Annotated in this window: 15 protein-coding genes; 5 read left to right on the forward strand and 10 right to left on the reverse strand. The window is 72.7% G+C overall.

Annotation, left to right across the window (positions count from 1 at the left end; translation table 11 throughout):
* Positions 1 to 20: 20 nt before the first annotated feature.
* The 3 genes from ACZ4FH_RS11030 to ACZ4FH_RS11040 all read right to left on the reverse strand — a co-directional run bounded on the left by ACZ4FH_RS11030 (position 21) and on the right by ACZ4FH_RS11040 (position 5,123).
* Positions 21 to 1,916 carry an ABC transporter ATP-binding protein gene (locus tag ACZ4FH_RS11030; RefSeq protein ID WP_467303894.1) on the reverse strand — a complete coding sequence of 632 codons (1,896 nt, stop codon included), beginning with the start codon at positions 1,914 to 1,916 and terminating at the stop codon, positions 21 to 23.
* Positions 1,917 to 2,007: 91 nt separating this feature from the next.
* Entirely contained in the window at positions 2,008 to 3,468 is a 1,461-nt protein-coding gene (locus ACZ4FH_RS11035; protein ID WP_467303896.1) for an ATP-binding protein, read from the reverse strand.
* Positions 3,465 to 5,123 (reverse strand): NAD(P)/FAD-dependent oxidoreductase, encoded by a 1,659-nt coding sequence (locus tag ACZ4FH_RS11040; RefSeq protein ID WP_467303898.1) that lies wholly within the window; start codon positions 5,121 to 5,123, stop codon positions 3,465 to 3,467. Before ACZ4FH_RS11040 ends, ACZ4FH_RS11035 begins: the two co-directional genes overlap by 4 nt.
* A gap of 187 nt (positions 5,124 to 5,310) precedes the next feature.
* Here ACZ4FH_RS11040 and ACZ4FH_RS11045 point away from each other — a divergent pair, with 187 nt between their 5' ends.
* Both ACZ4FH_RS11045 and ACZ4FH_RS11050 read left to right on the forward strand, forming a co-directional pair.
* Complete coding sequence (locus ACZ4FH_RS11045) at positions 5,311 to 5,472, forward strand: hypothetical protein (protein WP_383636134.1); 162 nt, start codon at positions 5,311 to 5,313, stop codon at positions 5,470 to 5,472.
* Positions 5,473 to 5,576: 104 nt separating this feature from the next.
* The gene (locus ACZ4FH_RS11050; protein ID WP_467303899.1) at positions 5,577 to 7,451 is read left to right on the forward strand and encodes an ATP-binding SpoIIE family protein phosphatase; all 1,875 of its coding nucleotides are present in this window, start codon (positions 5,577 to 5,579) and stop codon (positions 7,449 to 7,451) included.
* 19 nt (positions 7,452 to 7,470) lie between these two features.
* Here ACZ4FH_RS11050 and ACZ4FH_RS11055 read toward each other — a convergent pair whose 3' ends face one another.
* The 4 genes from ACZ4FH_RS11055 to ACZ4FH_RS11070 are packed head-to-tail and all read right to left on the reverse strand — an operon-like array spanning position 7,471 to position 12,002.
* Positions 7,471 to 8,721: a threonine/serine exporter family protein gene (locus ACZ4FH_RS11055; RefSeq protein WP_467303900.1), complete on the reverse strand. Its 1,251-nt coding sequence runs from the start codon at positions 8,719 to 8,721 to the stop codon at positions 7,471 to 7,473.
* A gap of 19 nt (positions 8,722 to 8,740) precedes the next feature.
* Positions 8,741 to 10,096 carry a M20/M25/M40 family metallo-hydrolase gene (locus tag ACZ4FH_RS11060; protein ID WP_467303901.1) on the reverse strand — a complete coding sequence of 452 codons (1,356 nt, stop codon included), beginning with the start codon at positions 10,094 to 10,096 and terminating at the stop codon, positions 8,741 to 8,743.
* A complete protein-coding gene (locus tag ACZ4FH_RS11065) occupies positions 10,096 to 10,533 on the reverse strand; it encodes a hypothetical protein (protein WP_467303902.1) in 438 nt (145 codons plus the stop codon). The genes ACZ4FH_RS11060 and ACZ4FH_RS11065 overlap by 1 nt, the downstream gene beginning before the upstream one ends.
* On the reverse strand, positions 10,530 to 12,002 hold the full coding sequence (locus ACZ4FH_RS11070) for an APC family permease (RefSeq protein WP_467303903.1): 1,473 nt from the start codon (positions 12,000 to 12,002) through the stop codon (positions 10,530 to 10,532). Before ACZ4FH_RS11070 ends, ACZ4FH_RS11065 begins: the two co-directional genes overlap by 4 nt.
* A 304-nt stretch (positions 12,003 to 12,306) precedes the next feature.
* On the opposite strand from ACZ4FH_RS11070, the gene ACZ4FH_RS11075 reads away from it, so the two are divergent.
* The gene (locus tag ACZ4FH_RS11075; RefSeq protein WP_467303904.1) at positions 12,307 to 14,706 is read left to right on the forward strand and encodes a glycoside hydrolase family 9 protein; all 2,400 of its coding nucleotides are present in this window, start codon (positions 12,307 to 12,309) and stop codon (positions 14,704 to 14,706) included.
* Positions 14,707 to 14,839: 133 nt separating this feature from the next.
* Positions 14,840 to 16,054: a D-mannonate dehydratase ManD gene (gene manD, locus ACZ4FH_RS11080; RefSeq protein WP_467303905.1), complete on the forward strand. Its 1,215-nt coding sequence runs from the start codon at positions 14,840 to 14,842 to the stop codon at positions 16,052 to 16,054.
* A gap of 40 nt (positions 16,055 to 16,094) precedes the next feature.
* Here the strand turns inward: manD and ACZ4FH_RS11085 are convergent, their stop codons facing one another.
* Positions 16,095 to 17,882 (reverse strand): ABC transporter ATP-binding protein, encoded by a 1,788-nt coding sequence (locus ACZ4FH_RS11085; RefSeq protein WP_467303906.1) that lies wholly within the window; start codon positions 17,880 to 17,882, stop codon positions 16,095 to 16,097.
* 56 nt (positions 17,883 to 17,938) lie between these two features.
* On the reverse strand, positions 17,939 to 19,174 hold the full coding sequence (locus ACZ4FH_RS11090) for a benzoate/H(+) symporter BenE family transporter (protein ID WP_467303908.1): 1,236 nt from the start codon (positions 19,172 to 19,174) through the stop codon (positions 17,939 to 17,941).
* A 146-nt stretch (positions 19,175 to 19,320) separates the two neighbouring features.
* Between ACZ4FH_RS11090 and ACZ4FH_RS11095 the strand changes: the two genes are divergently transcribed.
* Complete coding sequence (locus tag ACZ4FH_RS11095) at positions 19,321 to 19,881, forward strand: helix-turn-helix domain-containing protein (RefSeq protein WP_467303909.1); 561 nt, start codon at positions 19,321 to 19,323, stop codon at positions 19,879 to 19,881.
* 8 nt (positions 19,882 to 19,889) lie between these two features.
* Here ACZ4FH_RS11095 and ACZ4FH_RS11100 read toward each other — a convergent pair whose 3' ends face one another.
* Positions 19,890 to 20,669 (reverse strand): glutathione S-transferase C-terminal domain-containing protein, encoded by a 780-nt coding sequence (locus tag ACZ4FH_RS11100; RefSeq protein WP_467303910.1) that lies wholly within the window; start codon positions 20,667 to 20,669, stop codon positions 19,890 to 19,892.
* Between the last annotated feature and the right edge of the window lie 128 nt (positions 20,670 to 20,797).

Below are 20,797 nucleotides of genomic sequence, written 5' to 3' on the forward strand. Positions count from 1 at the left end.
GCACGGGCGGGACCGTCCGCTCAGACGGTCCCGGCAGACTCCTGCCGCACCGTCTCCGGCCCCTCGAACTGGGTCCGGTACAACTCCTCGTACCGGCCGCCCGCCGCCAGCAGCTCCTCGTGCGTTCCGCGCTCGACCACCCGGCCCTCCTCGATCACCAGGATCAGATCGGCGGCCCGCACGGTGGACAGCCGGTGCGCGATCACCACCGCCGTACGCCCCTCGAGCGCCTCGGCCAGCGCCTCCTGCACCGCCGCCTCCGAGGTGGAGTCCAGGTGCGCGGTCGCCTCGTCGAGGATGACGACCCGCTGCCGGGCCAGCAGCAGCCGGGCGATGGTCAGCCGCTGCCGCTCGCCGCCGGAGAGACGGTAGCCGCGCTCGCCCACCACCGTGTCCAGCCCGTCCGGCAGCGAGGCCACCAGCCCGTCGAGCCGCGCGCGGCGCAGCGCGTCCCAGATCTCCTCCTCGCCCGCGCCCGGCCGGGCCAGGGTCAGATTGGACCGGACGGACTCGTGGAAGAGGTGCCCGTCCTGGGTGACCATGCCGAGCGTCTCGCGGATCGACTCGGCCGTCAGATCGCGCACGTCCACCCCGCCGAGCCGCACCACGCCCTCCTCGGCGTCGTACAGCCGCGGCAGCAACTGGGCGATCGTCGACTTGCCCGCGCCGGAGGATCCGACCAGGGCGACCATCCGGCCGGGCTCGGCGCGGAAGGACACCTCGTGCAGCACCCGCGTCCCGCCGCGCGAATCGAGCGTCGCGACCTCCTCCAGCGAGGCGAGCGAGACCTTGTCGGCGGCCGGGTAGCCGAAGGAGACGCCGTCGAACTCCACGGAGACCGGACCGTCCGGAACCGTGCGCGCGTCCGGCTTCTCGGCGATCAGCGGCTTCAGATCCAGGATCTCGAAGACCCGCTCGAAGCTGACCAGCGCGCTCATCACCTCGACCCGGGCCCCGGCCAGCGCCGTCAGCGGGGCGTAGAGCCGGGTCAGCAGCAGTGCGAGCGCGACCACCGCGCCCGCCTCCAGGGTGCCCCGCAGCGCGTAATAGCCGCCGAGTCCGTAGACCAGCGCCAGGGCCAGCGCGGAGACCAGGGTGAGCGCCGTGATGAACGTGGACTGCGCCATGGCCGTACGGACACCGATGTCGCGGACGCGCGAGGCGCGGGCGGCGAACTCGGCCGACTCGTCCGCCGGCCGGCCGAAGAGCTTGACCAGCGTGGCGCCCGGGGCGGAGAAGCGCTCCGTCATCTGCGTGCCCATCGCGGCGTTGTGCGCGGCCGCCTCGCGCTGCAGACGCGCCATCCGCGAGCCCGTCCGCCGGGCCGGCACGACGAACACCGGCAGCAGCACGAGCGCCAGCAGGGTGATCTGCCAGGAGATGGTCAGCATCACCGACAGCGTCAGCACCAGCGTCACCAGATTGGAGACCACCCCGGACAGGGTGTTGCTGAACGCCCGCTGCGCGCCGATGACGTCGTTGTTGAGCCGGCTGACCAGCGCACCGGTCCGGGTCCGGGTGAAGAAGGCGACCGGCATCCGCTGGACGTGGTCGAAGACGGCCGTCCGCAGATCGAGGATCAGCCCCTCGCCCAGCCGGGCCGACAGCAGCCGGGTCAGCAGACCCAGCCCCGCCTCGGCCACGGCGATCACCGCGATCAGCAGCGCGAGCCGGGTGACCGTGCCCGAGTCCTTGCCCTGGACGATCGCGTCGACCACCTTGCCGGCCAGGACCGGGGTGGCCACCGCGAGCAGGGCCATGACGACGCTCAGCAGCAGATAGCGGTACAGCTCGCCCTGCCGAGGCCGGGCGAACGCCGCGATCCGGCGCACCGTGGCCCGCGAGAACGGTCTGCGGTCCTGCTGCGCGTTCATCGCGCTGTGCATCGACGACCAGGCGGTGACTTCCATGCTCATACGTGCCTCCGGGGGCGGACGTGACGGCCCCCGGAGGCCGGAACCGGACCGGGGCGTGGGACAAACGCTATGAGCTCAAGCGGACTTGAGGTCAACCGTTCGCCCGGACCGGTCCCGGATCGGGCGGCTGAGCGGGTGTCCCGATCGGCAGACAGACCCGGAACCGGGTGTCGCCCGGCTCCGAGTCGACCCGGATGTCGCCCCGGTGCTTGTTCACCACGATGCGGTACGAGATGTCCAGACCCAGCCCCGTGCCCTCACCGACCGGTTTGGTCGTGAAGAACGGCTCGAAGATCCGGGGCCGGATCGCGTCCGGCACCCCGGTCCCGGTGTCGGCCACCTCGACGAACAGCCGGTCCTCCGCACGCCAGGTGCGGATCGTCAGCGTCCCCCCGTCCGGCATCGCGTCCACCGCGTTGACGATCAGGTTCGTCCACACCTGGTTCAGCTCGGCCCCGTACGCGGTGATGCGCGGCAGTCCGGGGTCGTACTCCCGGACCACTCGGACCCCGGCCGGGATCTTCGCCTGAAGCATCGTCAGCGTCGCGTCCAGCAGCGTGTGCACGTCGACGGTCTGCTGCGGGGCCCGGTCCAGTTGCGCGTACTGCTGGGCGGCGCCCACCAGACCGGAGATCCGGGTCACCGCGTCGTCGATCTCGCCCATCAGCAGCTCCGCGTCCACGGTGTACGCCAGCCAGCGCACCGTGGAGCCGAGATTGTCCGCGCCCACGGCCGAGGCCGCCGCCTCCAGCCAGCCGGTGCCGATGTCCGCCGAGACCAGCGTGGGCGCCAGCTCCCAGCCGCCGGTCACCCCGTGCTCCTCCAGCCAGTCGCCGACCTCGTCCTCGGCGTCCGCCGCCGCCAGCGCGGAGAGCGGCGGTGCCGCGCCCGCCCGCCGGACCGCCTCGTCCTGGAGCTCCACCAGCCGGTGCAGCTCGGAACCGTCGAGCCGGCCGTCCGCGATCAGGGCCAGTTTGTGGCGCATCCCCGCGACGCGCTCGCGCAGCGCGGCGGTCGCCCGCACCGCGGCCGCCGCCGGATTGTTCAGCTCATGGGTGAGCCCCGCCGACAGCGCGGCCAGCGCGAGCAGCCGCTCCCGCTCGCTGACGATGGCGTTGGCGGCCCGTGAACCGAAGAACAGCCCCTCCAGCAGATGCAGCGCCATCGGGAACCAGGTCCGCACCGCGTGCGCGAAGTCCTCGGCGGGCAGTACGAAGAACTCGGTGTCCGTGACCGCGCGCAGCGTGTGGGCGTACCGCTGCTCGACACGGTCGCCCAGATAGGCGCGCGTCGCGCCGGCGTACACCCCGCGCTGATCGGTGCGGCTCACCTCGATGTCGTCGCCGTGCAGCACCCGGCTCAGCGCGATCGCCCCGCCCAGCAGCACGAAGAAGCAGGTGGCGGGGGCGCCCTCCTCGTACACGACGGAGCCCGCGGACCGCTGTTCCGTACGGCCCCGCCCGGCGAGCCAGGCCAGTTGCTCCTCGTCCAGCTCCTCGAAGAGGAAGAGCGTCCGCAGCCGCTCCGGAGACGGCCGGTCCGGTGTGTTCACTGCGCCTCCAGGTAGCGGTGGACCAGCGAGACCGCCATGGCCCCCTCGCCGACGGCCGAGGCGACCCGCTTGACGGACGAGGACCGCACGTCGCCCGCCGCGAAGACACCCGGGACGCTCGATTCCAGGTGGTACGGATCCCTCGGCAGCCGCCAGCCCGCCGGGCGTCCCCCCGAGGCCACCAGATCCGGCCCGGTCAGCACGAAGCCGCGGGAGTCGCGTGCCACCACCCCGTCCAGCCAGCCGGTGCGCGGTTCGGCGCCGATGAAGACGAACAGCCAGGAGGCGGGCACGGTCCGCTCCGCACCGGTCCGGTTGTCGCGCAGCGTGAGCTCCATCAGATGACCGTCGCCCGCGCCGCCGCTCACCTCCGTCCACGGATGGACCTCGATCGTGTCGACGGCGTCGATCTGGTCGATCAGGTAGCGCGACATGGACCGCGCCAGATCGCCCTGGCGGACGAGGAGATGGACCCGGCGCGCGTACCGCGCGAAGTGCACCGCCGCCTGGCCCGCGGAGTTCGCCCCGCCCACGATGTACACGTCCTCGCCGGAGCAGCTCGGTGCCTCGGTGACCGCCGAGCCGTAGAAGACCCCCGCCCCGGCGAACGCGTCCAGCCCGGGGGCGGTCAGCAGCCGGTACGACACCCCGGTCGCCAGCACCACCGTGTGCGCCGAGACCGTGTGCTCCGGGCCGAGCCGCAGCATCCGTCCCGCCCCCGCGGCCTCCAGGGCCACGGCCCGCCGCGCGCTCAGGATCTCCGCCCCGAACTTCAGCGCCTGGCGGCGGGCCCGGTCGGTGAGCTGGGAGCCGGACACCCCGTCGGGGAAGCCGAGGTAGTTCTCGATCCGGCTGCTCTGCCCCGCCTGGCCGCCGGTCGCGGTCTCCTCCACCAGGACCGTCCGCAGCCCCTCGGACGCGCCGTAGACCGCCGCCCCCAGTCCGGCGGGCCCGCCGCCGACCACCACCAGGTCGTAGAAGTCCGAGGAGGGGGCGGTGCTCAGCCCGACCCGCTGGGCCAGCTCCTGCTCCGAGGGGCGGACCAGCGGCTTTCCGTCCGGGGTGACGACCACCGGCACGTCCGCCGCCGACAGCCCCGCCGCGTCCAGCAGGCCCCGCCCCTCGGGCTCGTCGGACAGCAGCCACCGGTAGGGGACCAGGTTCCGGGTCAGGAAGTCGCGGACCGCGAACGACGGCGCCGACCAGCGGTGCCCGACCACCCGCGTCTGCGTCTCGCCCGGATCGGGGGTGGCGTGCCAGGACTCCAGCAGTCCGTCGATCACCGGGTAGAGGTGCTCCTCCGGCGGGCTCCACGGCTTCAGCAGGTAGTGGTCCAGATCCACCACGTTGATCGCGTCGATGGCCGCCTCGGTGTCCGAGTACGCCGTCAGCAGCACCCGGCGGGCGAGCGGGAACAGATCCATCGCCCGCTCCAGGAACTCGATCCCGTTCATCTCCGGCATCCGGTAGTCGGCGAGCACGACCGCCACCCGGTCGCCGCGCAGCCTGATCTCGCGCAGCGCCTCCAGCGCGTCGGCCCCGGAGAGCGACCGCACCACCCGGTACCGCTCGCCGTACCGACGCCGCAGGTCGCGGGCGACCGCGCGGGAGACCGCCGGGTCGTCGTCGACGGTCAGGATCGTCGGATTCGCCATGACTCCCATCATGGCCGCCCGTACGTCCGCGCGTCGGCCGAAAGATCGAATACGGCGCTCACAGCACCGATTCGCCCTGCGTACGGCCACATCGCGGGGCGGTCCGCGACGCCCGGAACGACCACGTAGAATCGGCCCCTGTTTCCGCCCGAACGATGGCACACACAACCGATTGAGGCAGTGCGACGTGAGTTTCACCGACAGAACCGATGCGCCGATCTACGCCGGACTCGTGGAGGAACACGGGGACGTACCGGCAGAGGTGCGCCGGGTGGCCGAGGAGACGATGCGCGAGGCCGACCGGGCCATCGACTTCAGTGATGTGCGCAGGTCAGCGGCGTACCGCTAGGACCTCCGGCCCTCCGGCACCCCTCCGCGCGGCGGGGCACCCCACCCCGCGTCCCGCCCCCTCGGCACCGTCTCGTTCTGCGGACCCGGCTCTCCCGTCGGAGCATGGAACGAGCAGTCGGTGACGACACCGGGACGAAGGGATGCCGGATGGGTGGTGAGCGGCAGGAGCCGTCGCCGGGGGCGTTCGCGTCCGAACTGGAACAGATCGACGCCCTCAACCGTATGGAGCCCGCCCCGCCGGATACGCCGGACGGACGGGCGGCCGCCGACCGGACCGGCACCGGCGGCGAGGAGGCCCGACGCCGTGACGCCCTGCTGCTCCCGGCCGGTCACGCACTCGCCGAGGCGGACTCGCTCGACGAGGCGCTGAAGCTGGTCGCGGGACTCTACGCACCGGACTTCCCCCTCGACGGCCAGTGCGTCTTCGGCACCGACGAGAGCAACCTGGTCGTGCTCGGGCAGTACGGATTCCGCCCCGGCGGCGCCGACCGCGGCTTCCGGATGCCCCTGACCACCGGCTACCCGGCCGCCGAGGTGGCCAGGACCGGGCGGTCCGTCTTCCTGCCCACCCCCGAGGAGTACCGCCGCCGCTTCCCGGCGACCTGGCACCTCTCCGCCCGCAAGAACCGCGAGGCCTGGGCCTTCGTCCCGCTCGTCACCGCGGGCCGCGTCACCGGCGTCTGGCTCACCGCCTACCGCGCCCCCGTGGCCTTCACCGACGCCGAACGGGCCCTGCTGACCACGACCGCGCGCATCCTCGCCCAGGTCCTCGAACGGGCCCGCGCCAGCCGCGCCGAACTCGAACTCTCCCGGGGCCTGCGCCGCAGCATGCGCACCGCCGACCCCGCCCTCACCGGACTGAGCGTGGCCACCCGCTACGTACCCACCGGGGGAGGGCTCATGGTCGGCGGCGACTGGTACGACAGCATCGACCTGCCCAACGGCCGCCTCGCCCTCGTCATCGGCGACGTCCAGGGGCACGACGTGCACGCCGCGGGGCTGATGGCCCAGCTGCGCACCGCCGTGCACGCCTACGCCGCCGAGGGCCACGGCCCCGACGCCGTCCTGGCCCGCGCCTCCCGGTTCCTGACCACGCTCGACGAGGACCGCTTCGCCACCTGTCTCTACATCGAGGCCGACCCCTCCACCGGCGATCTGCACATCGCCCGCGCCGGCCACCCCCACCCCGTCCTGCGCACCCCGGACGGCACCTGTCTGATCAAGCACATCAGCGGCGGACTGCCGCTCGGACTGATGCCCGGCGAGGAGGACTACCCGGTCGACATCGTGCGCCTGCACGACGGCGAGATCCTGATGCTCTGTACCGACGGCTTCATCGAGAACGGCGGGCACGACATGTACAGCGGCTGGGTCCGGGTGCGCGACGCGTTCTCGCCCGGCCCCGCCGACGACCTGGAGGGCATGGCCGACCGGCTGATGGGCACGGTGCTCGACCCCGGCCCCGACGGACGGGACGCGGCCGCCGCCCACGACGGCGACGACATGGCGCTCCTCCTGGTGCGCCGCGACTCCGGGCGCGCCCACACCGAGATCAGCCCGCGCCGCCTGATGCTGACCGTCGGCCAGCACGAGGGGGAGGGGCTCGCCGAGGCCCGCGCCCAGCTCAAGGCGCTGCTGCACGACTGGGCCCGCCCGGACCAGGTGGACACCGCGGTGCTGCTCGCCACCGAACTGCTCGGCAACGTCCTCGTCCACACCGACCAGGACGGCGCCATGAACGCCTCCGTGACCGGGGAGACCGGCCGGCGCCGTCTCCTCGTCGAGGTCATGGACCGGGGCGACGAACTGCCCCACCAGCGGGCACCGGGCGAACTCGCCTCGTCGGGCCGGGGCCTGATGCTGCTCGACATCCTCGCCGACCAGTGGGGGGTGCGCCCCGAGCCGGAGGGGAAGACCGCCTGGTTCGCCCTGGCCGAGTCGTCCCCGGCCGACGGCACGGACCGGGGCGCCGACTGACCGGACCGGACCGGCGGGCTCAGCCCTCCGGGCCGGGGCGCCGCGCCACCACGGCGCCCAGCAGCAGCCCCAGGCCGATCGCCGTCACCAGCGTGACGAGATCGCCGAGATCGCGGAAGCCCTCCACGGGACGGCCGCCCGCGAGCGCGGTGAGCCCGCGCATCCCCAGCGAACCGACGGTCAGCGTGAAGAAGCCCGGCAGCACCAGCACGATGCGCGGCGGCTGACCGGGACGGCGTGCCAGCCAGGTGGTCACCGCCCCCAGCACGACCGCAGCCGTGAACGTTCCGCCCAGATCCCCCAGCAGCGCGGTGAACCCCGTCTGCACCCCCACCGTCATGTACACCAGCACCAGCAGCCGGCCCAGCATCCGCGCGGGCACCGCGAACGCCAGCAGCGCCCCGACGGTGAAGACGATCCACCCGAGGAACAGCGCCCAGCGTGGCAGATCGCCCCGCGCCGCCACGTCGAACAGCGCGTCGCGCGGCCGGCCGGTGATCACCAGGCCCAGCACCACCCCCACGTACAGCTGCACGAGCAGCGCCACCGCGTAGACCAGCCGGATCGCGCCGGTGGTGAGATGGCCCGCCGCCAGTTCGGCCGCCGCCGCGCTGAGGTAGTCGCCGGGGACGAAGAAGAACAGGGCCGGGAGCATCAGCAGCACCGGCCCGCCGTGCTCCGGGGTCCGGGCGAACACCTCCAGGGTGAGCAGCGAGACCGTGACGGCCACGACCAGCGGGAGCACCTTGGCGAGCCGGGGCAGCCGGTCCGCCGCGGCCACCAGGCACGCGGCGACCGTCGCCAGGACCGCCGTGCTCCCCACCTCGTACCAGGTCGGCTGCATCAGCGGGGCGAAGCCCACCGAGAACAGCACCACACCGGCGAGCTTGGCCCACCACGGGTACGGGGGAGGGGCGCCGCTGATCGCGGTCAGCCGGCGATCCGCCGCCGCCACGTCCAGCCGGCCGGCCGCCACGTCGGCCAGGAGCGGCTTCAGCGCCGTCACCCGGTCCATCCGGAACACCTCGGGGAAACCCCGCACCACCCGGGTGGAGTGGTGGCCGTCGAAGGTCACCGCGAGCGTCGCGGCGTCCGGGAGCACGGCGAGCGTCACCTCGGCGCCCAGACCCCGGGCGGCCGCGGTGACCGCGTGCTCGATCTGCTCGGCCCCCTCGCCGCTGGACCGGAGCAGCCCGCGGGTCAGCCGGGCGAGGAAGCCGGCCACCTCGTCGTGGCCGGCCTCCCGCGCCGTCCGGGCCCCGGAGGTCATGCGCTCCCCGCCGTCCCGGTCAGCGGTACGTCCGGGCGTACCGCTGGAGGAACAGCGCCTCCACGTGCGCCATGTGCTCGATCTCGGAGGGGTCCACGCTCTCGTTCGGCGCGTGGATGAGGCACCGCGGTTCCTCGACGCCCATCAGAATGATCTCGGCGGAGGGGTAGGCGTCCGCGAGGACGTTGCACAGCGGGATGGAGCCGCCCTGCCCCAGGTACGTCATCTCCTTGCCGTAGACCTCGCGCATCGCCTCGCCCAGCGCCCCGTAGGCCGGACCGTCGGTGGCCGCCCGGAACGGCGAACCGCTCGACTCCGGCTCCACCTTCACCCGCACCCCCCACGGCGCCGCCCGCGTCAGATGGCCGGTCAGCGCGGTCCGGGCGGCGGCCGCGTCGGTCCCCGGCGGAATGCGCAGACTGACCCGGGCCGCCGCGGACGGCGGCACCGCGGCCGCCGAACCGACCACGGGCGGGCAGTCGATGCCGAGCACGGTGACGGCCGGACGGGCCCACAGCCGGTCGGCGACGCTGCCGTCCCCGGTGAGCGGCACCCCGTCGAGGACGCCCGCGTCGGCCCGGAACCGCTCCTCGTCGTAGCCCGCGCCCTCCCAGTGGCCCGTGGCGTCCAGGCCCTCGATCCGGGTGGCGCCGGTCGCGGGATCGCGCAGCGTGGACAGCAACTGGACCAGCGCGGCCAGGGCGTCCGGCGCGGGACCGCCGAACATGCCGGAGTGCACCTCACCGGCCAGCGTGTCGACGGTCACCACGACATTGACCAGCCCCCGCAGCGAGGTGGTCGCGGTGCCGGTGCCCACCGCCGCGTTGCCCGTGTCGCAGACCAGCAGGGCATCGGCCGTGAACACGTCGCGGTGCGCCTCGACGTACGCCTCCAGTCCGCCGGTGCCCTGTTCCTCCGAGCCCTCGGCGACGAACTTCAGCCCGACCGGGATGTCGTCGCCGAGCGCCCGCAGGGCGGTGAGGTGCATGACGATGTTGCCCTTGCAGTCGGCCGTGCCGCGCCCGTACCAGCGGCCGTCCCGCTCGGTCAGGGTGAACGGCGGGGTCGTCCAGGCGTCGTCGTCGAGCGGCGGCTGCACGTCGTAGTGGCAGTACAGCAGCACGGTCGGGGCGCCGGGCGGGGCGGGCCGGTGACCGAGGACGGCGTTGCTGCCGTCCGGGGTCTCGGCCAGGTGCACATCGCGCAGCCCGGCTTCGGTGAAGGCGTCGGCCACCCACTGGGCGGCCCTGCGGCACTCCTCGGGCGGATACTGCCGGGGGTCGGCCACCGAGGGGATCGACACCAGTTCGGTGAGGTCCGCCCGCGCCCGGGTCATCAGACCGGCGATCCGGCCGGCGAGGGGGTCGGTGCTCATCAGCGCCTCACCGTGTCGTCGGTCCTGAGGTCGTCGATCTTGTCCTGGATCCGGTCCAGCTTGTCCGGGCAGTAGATCTCCAGGATCTTCGCCTCGGCGCGCACCGCCTGGGTGTCCTCGATGCCGGGACGCATGCCGGGACCGGCGGCCCCGTTGCCCAGGTTGATCTTCCACAGCGCGGTCTTGAGCGCGGAGGCGGGCTGGTCGCAGACCTGGCCGCCGTCGTCGCCCAGGACCCGCTTGAGGGTGTTGACGTCCGGCCGGGGAAGGCCGGCGTCGACCGCCGCGTCGGCCAGCTCCTCGGCCTTGCGCTGGGCCTCGTTGCCGCTCCTGGCCGTCTCGTAGCGGATGACGCCGGTGACGGCGAGCGCGACGAGGACGACGACGGTGCCGATGTACAGCCACTTGTGTTCCGAAGCGAACCTGGTGGGGCTCATGAGGTGACCTCCTCGCCGGACGAGGCCGCTTCCGTACGCCACGAGGGCTTGCGCAGGCGCAGGAACAGCCACGGGATGAGCAGCCCCAGGATCAGCAGACCGCCGCCGATGACGGCGATGTACGCGCCGACGCTTCCGTTGCCGAACTGCGAGGGCGGCACGAAGCCGATCACCAGAGCGGCGACCGAGGCCAGCAGACCGACCGCCGCGAGGACGGGCAGGGCGGGGACGCGGTAGCCGCGCGGGTGGTCGGGCTGTGTCTTCCGCAGCCGGACGACGGCCACGAACATCAGCAGGTACACGATGAGATAGACCTGCGTGGTGATGGTGGAGAAGATCCAGTAGACGCTGGAGACGTTCGGGATCAGCGCGTACAGCAGGGCGATGACGGTGGTCACCACCCCCTGGGTGACCAGGATGTTCTGCTGGATGCCGTACTTGTTGAGGCGCTGGAGGTAGGGCGGGAGGTAGCCCTCGCTGCGGGAGATCTCCAGCAGGCCCTTGGACGGGCCGGCGAGCCAGGTCAGCATGCCGCCCAGCGAGGCCGAGATCAGCATCACCGCCGCGATGGGCGTCATCCAGCCGACGTGGAAGTGGCCGAAGAACGCGTCGAAGGCCTGCATCACCCCGGCCGTCAGGCTCAGCTGACTGGCCGGCACCACCCAGCTGATCGCCAGCGCGGGGAGGATGAAGATCAGCAGCACCAGCCCCATCGCCAGGAACATCGACCGCGGGTACTCCTTCGCCGGGTTCTTCAGCGAGGAGACGTGGACCGCGTTCATCTCCATGCCGGAGTACGACAGGAAGTTGTTGACGATCAGTACGAGGCTGGCGAGCCCGGCCCACTGGGGGAGCAGGTGCGAGGAGGTCATCGGTGCGGCGGAGGCGTTGCCCTGGCCGAGGAAGACCATGCCCATCACGACCAGCACGGTGCCGGGGACCAGGGTGCCGATGACGAGCCCCCAGGACGACAGACCGGCCAGGGCCTTGGTGCCGCGCGAGGAGATCCAGACCCCGGTCCAGTAGAGGACCATGATCACGATCGCGGTGTAGACGCCGTTGGAGGCCAGCGAGGGATCGATGACGTACGCGATCGTGGAGGCGACGAACGCCAGCAGGCTCGGATAGTAGAAGATCGTCATCGCGAACTGGCACCAGACCGCGAGGAATCCGAGCGGTTTGGAGAGCCCCTCGCTCACCCAGCGGTACACCCCGCCCGGCCAGCCCGACGCCAGTTCGGCGGAGACCAGGGCGGTCGGCAGGAGGAAGACGATCGCGGGGATCAGATAGAGGAAGACACAGGCCAGTCCGTAGACGGCCATGGTGGGCGCGGCGCGCAGGCTGGCCACCGAGGCCGTGGTCATCAGTGCCAGTGTCACCCAGCTCAGCCGTGGGGCCGCGGGTCGGTCCCTCGCCACCGGCCGCGCCGCGTCCTTCGGCAGCTCGGCCGGCATGTCCATCGCGCTCATGCGTACCTCCGGTCGGGACGCCGGGTGTGGGACGACGTCCGAAACGCCAGCTTCCGGCGCCGCGCGCCGGGTCGCGCGCCCAAATCACCCGAACGGGTGGCCGCGTGGGGGCGGGGCCAGGGGAGCGAGACGCCCGTGTCCGACGGCGGAACCCCTGCATCTGAGGTGTTCCTGTCAGAAGTGTTGACAGGCCATCCGGTGGCTGGCTTCATGGGCTCGGTTCATGGGAGCGCTCCCATGAACCGAGCGCATCCAGATCCCCGCACCGTCCCCACCTCACCGACGTCCGGAAGGGACCGTTCCGTTGCGCCTGTTCACCCTCCCCGTGCCGCGAAGACGGCCCCGGCCGTCCGGCAGCCGCCCGTCCCCGCGCCGCCTCCGCCGCCCCGGTGTCGTCGCCACGGTCCTCGCCCTCGGCGCCGGCCTCCTGCTGCCGCTGTCCCTCACCGGCCACGCCTCCGCCGCCCCCGCCTTCGCCTACGGCGAGGCGCTCCAGAAGTCCCTGCTCTTCTACGAGGCGCAGCAGTCCGGCACGCTCCCCGACACCAACCGGGTCGGCTGGCGCGGCGACTCCGCGCTCGACGACGGCAAGGACGTGGGCCTCGACCTGACCGGCGGCTGGTACGACGCCGGTGACCACGTCAAGTTCGGTCTCCCGATGGCCTTCTCCGCCACCATGCTCGCCTGGGGCGGCGGCGAGCAGGAGGACGCGTACGCGGCGTCCGGCCAGCTGACGTACCTGCGGAACAACCTGCGCTTCGTCAACGACTACTTCATCAAGGCGCACCCCTCGCCCGACGTCCTGTACGGACAGGTGGGCAACGGCGGCGAGGACCACAAGTGGTGGGGCCCCGCCGAGGTGATGCCGATGGCGCGGCCCGCGTACCGGATCGACGCCTCCTGCCCCGGCAGCGACCTGGCCGGGCAGACCGCCGCCGCCATGGCCTCCTCGTCGATGGTCTTCGCCGGCAGCGACCCGGCGTACGCCGCGAAGCTCCTCACCCACGCCAAGCAGCTGTACGCCTTCGCCGACACCCACCGCGGAAAGTACAGCGACTGCATCACCGACGCCCAGGGCTACTACAACTCCTGGAGCGGCTACGCGGACGAGCTGGTCTGGGGCGCGATCTGGCTCTACAAGGCGACCGGTGACGCCACGTACCTGGCCAAGGCCGAAGCGGCGTACGACGGCCTCTCGACCGAACCGCAGAGCAGCACCCGTTCCTACCGCTGGACCCTGTCCTGGGACGACAGCTCCTACGGCGCCTATGTGCTGCTCGCCCAGCTCACGGGCAAGCAGAAGTACGTCGACGACGCCGAGCGCTGGCTCGACTGGTGGACCGTGGGCGTCGGCGGGCAGCGGGTGCCGTACTCGCCGGGCGGCCAGGCCGTGCTGGACAGCTGGGGCTCCCTGCGCTACGCCGCCAACACCGCGTTCGCGGCGCTCAGCTACTCCGACTGGCTCACCGGGGACAGCGTCCGCAAGGCCCGCTACCACGACTTCGCGGTCCGCCAGATCGACTACGCGCTCGGCGACAACCCGCGCGGATCGAGCTATGTCGTGGGCTTCGGCGAGAACCCGCCGACCAAACCCCACCACCGCACCGCCCACGGTTCCTGGACCGACCAGATGAACAACCCCGTCGAGAGCCGGCACACGCTCTACGGCGCACTGGTCGGCGGCCCGAGCGCGGCGGACGACTCCTACACCGACGACCGCGCCAACTACGTCAACAACGAGGTCGCGACCGACTACAACGCCGCCTTCACGGGGGCGCTGGCCCGGCTCTACAAGGAGTACGGCGGAGCCCCGCTGGCCGGCTTCCCGGAGCCGGAGAACCCCGACGGTCCGGAGATGTCCGTCCAGGCCTCGGTCAACGCCTCGGGCGGCACGTTCACCGAGATCAAGGCCTATGTCCTCAACCGGTCCGCGTGGCCGGCCCGCGCCCTGACCGACGCGTCCGTGCGCTACTACTTCACGCTGGAGCCGGGCGTCACGCCCGACATGATCAGCCTCACCACCAACTACAACCAGTGCGGCACGGTCACCGGCCCCACCCACGACCAGGGCGACGTCTACCACGTCACGGTGGACTGCTCCGGAACGGACATCGCGCCGGCCGGCCAGTCCGCGTACCGCAAGGAGGTGCAGTTCCGGATCACCTCCGCCGGGGCCTGGGACCCGGCGAACGACTGGTCCTACCCCAGCACCGCCACGACCCCCGGCACCACCCCGGTCGACGCCCCGCACATGGTGCTGCTGGAGGGCGCCGCCCCGCAGTGGGGCAGCGCACCGGACGGCAGCGGCCCCGGCCCCGATCCGACGCCCGACCCCACCACGACGCCCGACCCGACCCCGACGCCGGATCCCACGGACACCCCCGGACCGGCCGGTTCCTGCGCGGTCGCCTACCGGGTGAGCCAGGCCTGGGGCAGCGGCTTCACCGCCGACGTCTCGGTCCGCAACACCGGGACGGACCCGCTCGACGGCTGGGACCTGGGCTTCGACTTCGCCGGCGGCGAGAAGGTCGCCAACGCCTGGAACGCCACGGTCACCCAGACCGGCACCCGGGTGACGGCGAAGAACGCCGGGCACAACGGAGCCGTGCCCCCGGGCGGCACCGTCTCGTTCGGCTTCCAGGCCACCGGCGCGCCGGGCACCGACCCGGACGCCTTCACCCTCAACGGAACGACCTGCGGCTGACGCCGCGCGAGACGCCGCCCCGGCCCGTCCGGGCCGGGGCGGCGTCCGGGGCGGGCTTGATAGCTTGACCGTCGCACGACGGCGGCACGGGCCGATCCGGGAACCGGCCGCCCGCCCACGAAAGAGAACACGCATGAAGATCGTCGACGCGAAGGTCGTCGTCACCGGCCCCGGACGCAACTTCGTCACCCTGAAGCTGACGACCGACGACGGCCTCACCGGACTCGGCGACGCCACCCTCAACGGCCGGGAGCTGGCGGTCGTCGGCTATCTGACCGAACATGTGGCGCCCCTGCTCACCGGTCTCGACCCGCACCGCATCGAGGACACCTGGCAGTACCTCTACCGCGGCGCCTACTGGCGGCGCGGCCCGGTGACCATGGCCGCGATCGCCGCCGTCGACGTCGCCCTGTGGGACATCAAGGCGAAGGCCGCCGGACTGCCGCTCTACCAGCTGCTGGGCGGGGCGAGCCGCGACCGGATCGCCACGTACGGCCACGCCAACGGCCGCGACATCCCCGAACTCCTCGACTCCGTACGCGCCAGGCTGGCCGAGGGCTACCCCGCCGTGCGCATCCAGACCGGCATCCCCGGACTCAAGGCCGTGTACGGGGTGTACCAGCAGGACGACAGCGGCGCCGCCGTCGCCCACCAGCAGACCCGGCCGCTGGTGGAGGACTGGGACACCGACGCCTATCTGCGGCACACACCCGCTGTCTTCGAGGCCGTCCGCGCGGAGTTCGGCGCCGGACTGCCGCTCCTCCACGACGCCCACCACCGCCTCACCCCGATCCAGGCCGCCCGGCTCGGCAAGGACCTGGAGCCCTACCGCCCCTTCTGGCTGGAGGACTGCACGCCCGCCGAGAACCAGGAGGCGCTGCGGCTCGTCCGCCGGCACACCACGACCCCGCTGGCCGTCGGCGAGGTCTTCAACACGGTGTACGACTACCAGACGCTGATCACCGAGCAGCTGATCGACTACGTGCGCTCCGCCGTCACCCACTTCGGCGGGGTCACGCCGCTGCGCAAGCTCTTCGACTTCGCCGCGCAGTACCAGATCAGGAGCGCCGTCCACGGTCCCGAGGACATCTCGCCGGTGGGCATGGCCGCCGCCGTCCACCTCGATCTGGCGATCCACAACTTCGGCATCCAGGAGTACTCCGGCCACAACGCCCTGACCGAGCGGGTGTTCCGGCACGCCTACACCTTCACCGACGGGCATCTGCACCCCGGCGAGGAGCCCGGCATCGGGGTGGAACTGGACGAGGAGCTGGCCGCCGCGCACCCGTACGAGCGGGCTTATCTGCCCGTCAACCGCCTCCGGGACGGCAGCGTCCACGACTGGTGAGCCGCGGCGCCGGCCGTCCCGGCGCGGTGGGGGAGAGGCGTCACGCGGGCTGGAGTCCCGCGTAGACGCCGTCCCGGCCGATGAGTTCGGCGTGGGTGCCCACCTCGGCTATCCGGCCGCCCTGCATCGCGACGATGCGGTCGGCGCCCTGGATGGTGGAGAGCCGGTGCGCGACGACGAAGACGGTCCGGCCGTGCACCAGCCGGGACAGGGCCTCCTGGACCAGCGCCTCGGAACGGTTGTCCAGCGCCGAGGTCGCCTCGTCCAGCACGAGCACCCGCGGATCGCGGATCAGCGCGCGGGCGATCGCCAGCCGCTGCTTCTGGCCGCCGGAGAGCCGGGCGCCCCGCTCGCCGACCACCGTGTCCAGGCCGAGCGGCAGCTTCTCCACGAACTCCAGGGCGTTGGCGTCCGCCAGCGCGCGCATCAGCGTCGCCTCGTCGGTGTCGCCCATGCCGTAGGTGACGTTGTCGCGGATGGTGCCCTCGAAGAGGATCGACTCCTGCGGCACGACCGACAGGAACCGCCGGTAGCTGCGCAGGTCCAGTCCGGCCATGTCGGTGCCGTCCAGCAGGATGCGGCCCGAGGTCGGCCGGATGAACCCGATCAGGAGGTTGAGGACGGTGGACTTGCCCGCGCCCGAGGCGCCGACCAGCGCGATGGTCTCGCCGGGGCGCGCGGAGAGGGTGAACCCGCTGACGGCCGGTTCGGCGTCCTCGTAGGCGAAGCCGACGTCCTCGAAGTCGATCCGGCCGGTGACCCGGTCGACCTGCGCCTTGCCGGCGTTCTGTTCCAGGTCCGGTGCCTGGAGGACCTCGCCCGCCGAACGGACCGACTCCAGGCCCTTGGTGAGGATCGGGGCGAGCCCCAGCAGCGTCGTCACGGAGCCGGTGAGCACGGTGAAGAAGGCGCTGAGCATGACGACGTCACCGGGGGTGACCGGCATCCAGCCGTGGTAGGCGACCAGCGCGGACCCGGTCAGGCACAGCACCCCCAGGGTGTTGAGGATGACCCAGGCCAGGGAGCCGAACCGTCCGTTGACCATGTCGAGGCGCAGCCCGGCCACGAAGACCTGGCGCAGCGAGCCGTCCACCCGGCCGAGCGCGGTGCGCTCCAGCCCGTGCGCCCGGGTGATCGGGATCAGCGTGGTCATCTCACCGACGCGCGAGGAGAGTTGCTCGACCTCGCGGCGGAACGACTCGTTGTGGCTGCGCAGCCGGGCGCGCAGTTTCATCACCAGGAATCCGGCCGCGGGGACGACGACGAGGAAGACCGGCAGGAAGGCGGGGACGCGGATGCCGATGACGACGAGGCCGCCGATCAGCGTGACGACGGCGCCGAGCCCCATGTCGGCGCTCTGCTGCATCATCTGCTCCACCGACTCCACGTCGCGGACCACCTTGGCCTGCAGCACGCTGGAGCTGACCCGGGCGTGGTAGCCGATGGAGAGCTGCTGCATCCGCCGGCAGAGCGCCGAGCGCAGGGTGATGCCCATGCGCCGGATGCTGCCGCCGAGGCAGCGTACGTACCACTGGTGCAGCGGGTAGTTGATGACCAGGATGAAGAGCAGTACGCCGGTGGACTTCCACAGTCCGGACTCCGGTCCGTGCTGCACCACGACGTCCAGGACGGTCGCGGTGATCAGCGGAAGCAGCCAGATCGGGCTGTGCTTGACGACGAAGAGGGCGACCGCGAGGGCGAGCCGCCCCCGGTCGGGCCGCAGGAGATGGCCGAGGGTGCGGACCGGGTTCTCGCCGCGGTAGCGGTGGTCGAGGTGGTCGAAGGGTGCCAGGGGGTCGGACGAGAGGGTGGAAACCGCTTTCTGCATGGGGTCATCCCATCGCGCTGCCGCCGTGCGGTGCAACTCCGTTCCACGGTTGCCCGCTAGCGGGCAACGGCCTTGTCCGGGACCGGGTCCGGGGTCGTCGTCCGTCCCGTGCGGCGGGGGCGTCCGGCCGTGGCGACGACCGTGGTGACCAGGCCGGCCAGCAGACCCCAGAACGCCGAGCCGATGCCGAGCAGGGTCACTCCGGAGGCGGTGGCGAGGAAGGTGACCACGGCCGCCTCGCGGGAGGAGGGATCGGACAGCGCCGAGACGAGTGAGGCCTCGATGGTGGCGAGGAGGCCGATCCCCGCGATGGCCAGGACGAGTTCGTGGGGCATGGCGGCCAGCAGGGAGGCGACGGTCGCCCCGAGCAGTCCCACGCAGAGGTAGAACACACCGGCCCAGACGGCGGCCAGGAAGCGGCGTTCGCGGTCGGGGTGGGCCTCCTCGCCGGTGCAGATGGCGGCGGTGATCGCGGCGAGGTTGAGGCCGAAGGCCCCGAAGGGCGCCAGGACCGCGTTGGCCGCGCCGGTCCAGCTCATCAGCGGGGACACCGGGACGTCGTAGCCCGAGCCCCGGAGCACGGCGACGCCGGGCAGGTTCTGGGAGGCCATCGTGACCACGAAGAGCGGGGCGCCGACGCTGACGAGGACCTTCCAGTCGAACTCCGGGGCGGTGAACACCGGGGTGGCCAGGGCGAGCCGGACCGTGCCGAGCTTCCAGCCGCCGGTGAACAGGGTGGCCGCCACCCCCGCGGCGAGCGCCACCAGCACCGCGTACCGGGGCAGCAGCCGGCGGGCCAGCAGATAGGCCACGAACATGGGGAACGCGACCGCGAAGCTGCCGTGCATCGTGCTGAACAGCCCGGTGCCGAACCGGAACAGCACTCCGGCCAGCAGGGCGGCCGCCAGCGGCACGGGGATCCGGCTCATCAGCCGGCTGAACCACCCCGTCACGCCGCTCGCGAGGATGAGCAGCCCGGAGAAGACGAACGCGCCGATGGCCTGCGGCATCGACACCCCGCTCAGACCGGTCGTCAGCAGTGCGGCCCCGGGCGTCGACCAGGCGGTCACGACGGGTGCGCGGAAGCGCAGCGACAGGCCGATGCTGGTGCAGGCGAGTCCGATGCCGAGGGCGAGCATCCACGACGAGAGTTCGCGCTCGTCGGCACCGGCCGCCTTCGCGGCGGTGAAGACCAGCGCGGCGGAGCTGGTGACCCCGACCATGACGGCGATCAGTCCGGCGGCCACGGCCGAGGGCGGCGCGGCCGAGCGGATACGGGCGAGCGCGAGCATGAGTGAGCCGCTTTCCTGGGTCGGGAGGGGGCCGGGCCCGGCAGGGGCGCCGACAGCCGTTCCGTATACGGAACGTTCTGTTTGTGGAACACTAGAGAGGCGGGCCGACGCCCGTCAACCGGGAACTGCGGAGCGGATACGGGCCGATGGGGCTGAACGAGGACGTGGGGCGCAGGCTCCGGGCGCTGCGGCGTGAGCGGGAGCTGTCCCTGTCGGAGCTGGCCCGCCGGTCCGGCGTGGGGAAGGGGACGCTCTCCGAGCTGGAGAGCGGCACCCGCAACCCCACCCTGGAGACGCTGTACGCGCTGACCACCGCGCTCGGCCTGCCCCTCAGCGCCGCCCTGGGCGACCCGCCCGCGACGGCCGGCCCCGGCCCCGTCCGCACCGGCGTGTCCGGCAGCGCGGTCACCGCCGTCCTGCTGGAGCGCTACGAGGACGAGGACGGATCGGCCGTCACCGACGTCTTCCGCGTCAGTATCCGCGCGGGCGCCGTCCAGGAGTCCCGGGCCCATGTCCCCGGCACCCGGGAGAGCCTGATGGTCCTGAGCGGCACCGCCGTCGTCGGCCCGCCGGACGCCACCCGCACCGTCGGTCCCGGTGCGAGCGTCCGCTGGCGGGCCGATGTGCCTCATGTCTACGGCGCGCCCGACGGCGCGGTGGAGGGTGTCCTCTTCGTCCGCTATCCCTCGGCGGCCGGGACCGGCTGACGCACCGCTCACGCGGCGGCGAGCAGGGTCCCGTACGCCCGCCGGAACGCCGGATGCCCGCCGAGCCGGCGGACGTACGCCTGGAGCCGGGGATACGCCCCCGGCGCACCGGAGGCGCCCGGCTGGACGAGGGCCGTCCAGAGGTCGACATCGGCGGCCGTGAGCCCGTCGCCCAGCGCGTACGGCCGCAGCGGGAGCCGGCGCTCCAGCGCGCCGAGCACCGCCGCCCGTCCGCCGGCGTCGGCGAGACCGTGCTCCAGCAGTTCGCGGAGCGCCTCGATGTCGAGGGCCAGGGCGGGAGGGGTGAGCGCGCCGGGGCGGTCCGTGTCCCGGCCGGACACCAGCCCGGCGAGATCGCGCAGGATGTCCGGGGTGTGGTTGCTGACGATGCGTCCGCTCCACCGGTCGCGCAGCGCGGGGACGGTCAGCGGGCCGTCGTAGTGGTGCACCGTCGCCTCGTAGGCGGCGCGCAGCGAGGCGAAGCCCTCCGGAGAGGCGGCGGGGTGGGTCAGCAGGGTGGTGGTGACGCTCCGCCCCGGGCCGAGCAGGTCCAGGGTGATCGAGACGCGCAGTGAGCGCGGACAGCCGGCGGACAGGAAGAGTTCGTAGCGGTGCGGAGCGGGATAGAAGCCGCCCGCGAGACCGACGCCGATCCGGCTGAGGAAGCGCGGCGAGGCGATGCCCGACGGAGGGCGCAGGCCCAGCGCACGGGCGGGGGAGACGGAGGGGGCGGGGGAGTGCGGGGGCGTTCCGGTCGTACCGGGGCCGGGCGAGACTGTTTCGGGCATGACTCTCCTGTGGGATCCCTGGAGGAACGGCGGAGCCGCCGCCGCGTTCCGGGCGGCGGGACGGGGAGGGGGCGATGGCGCCCGCGCGAGGGTGTGCGGGGCGCGGGGGACCGGCCGGTGGCCGTCCG

Source organism: Streptomyces sp. NPDC024555 (assembly GCF_055559335.1).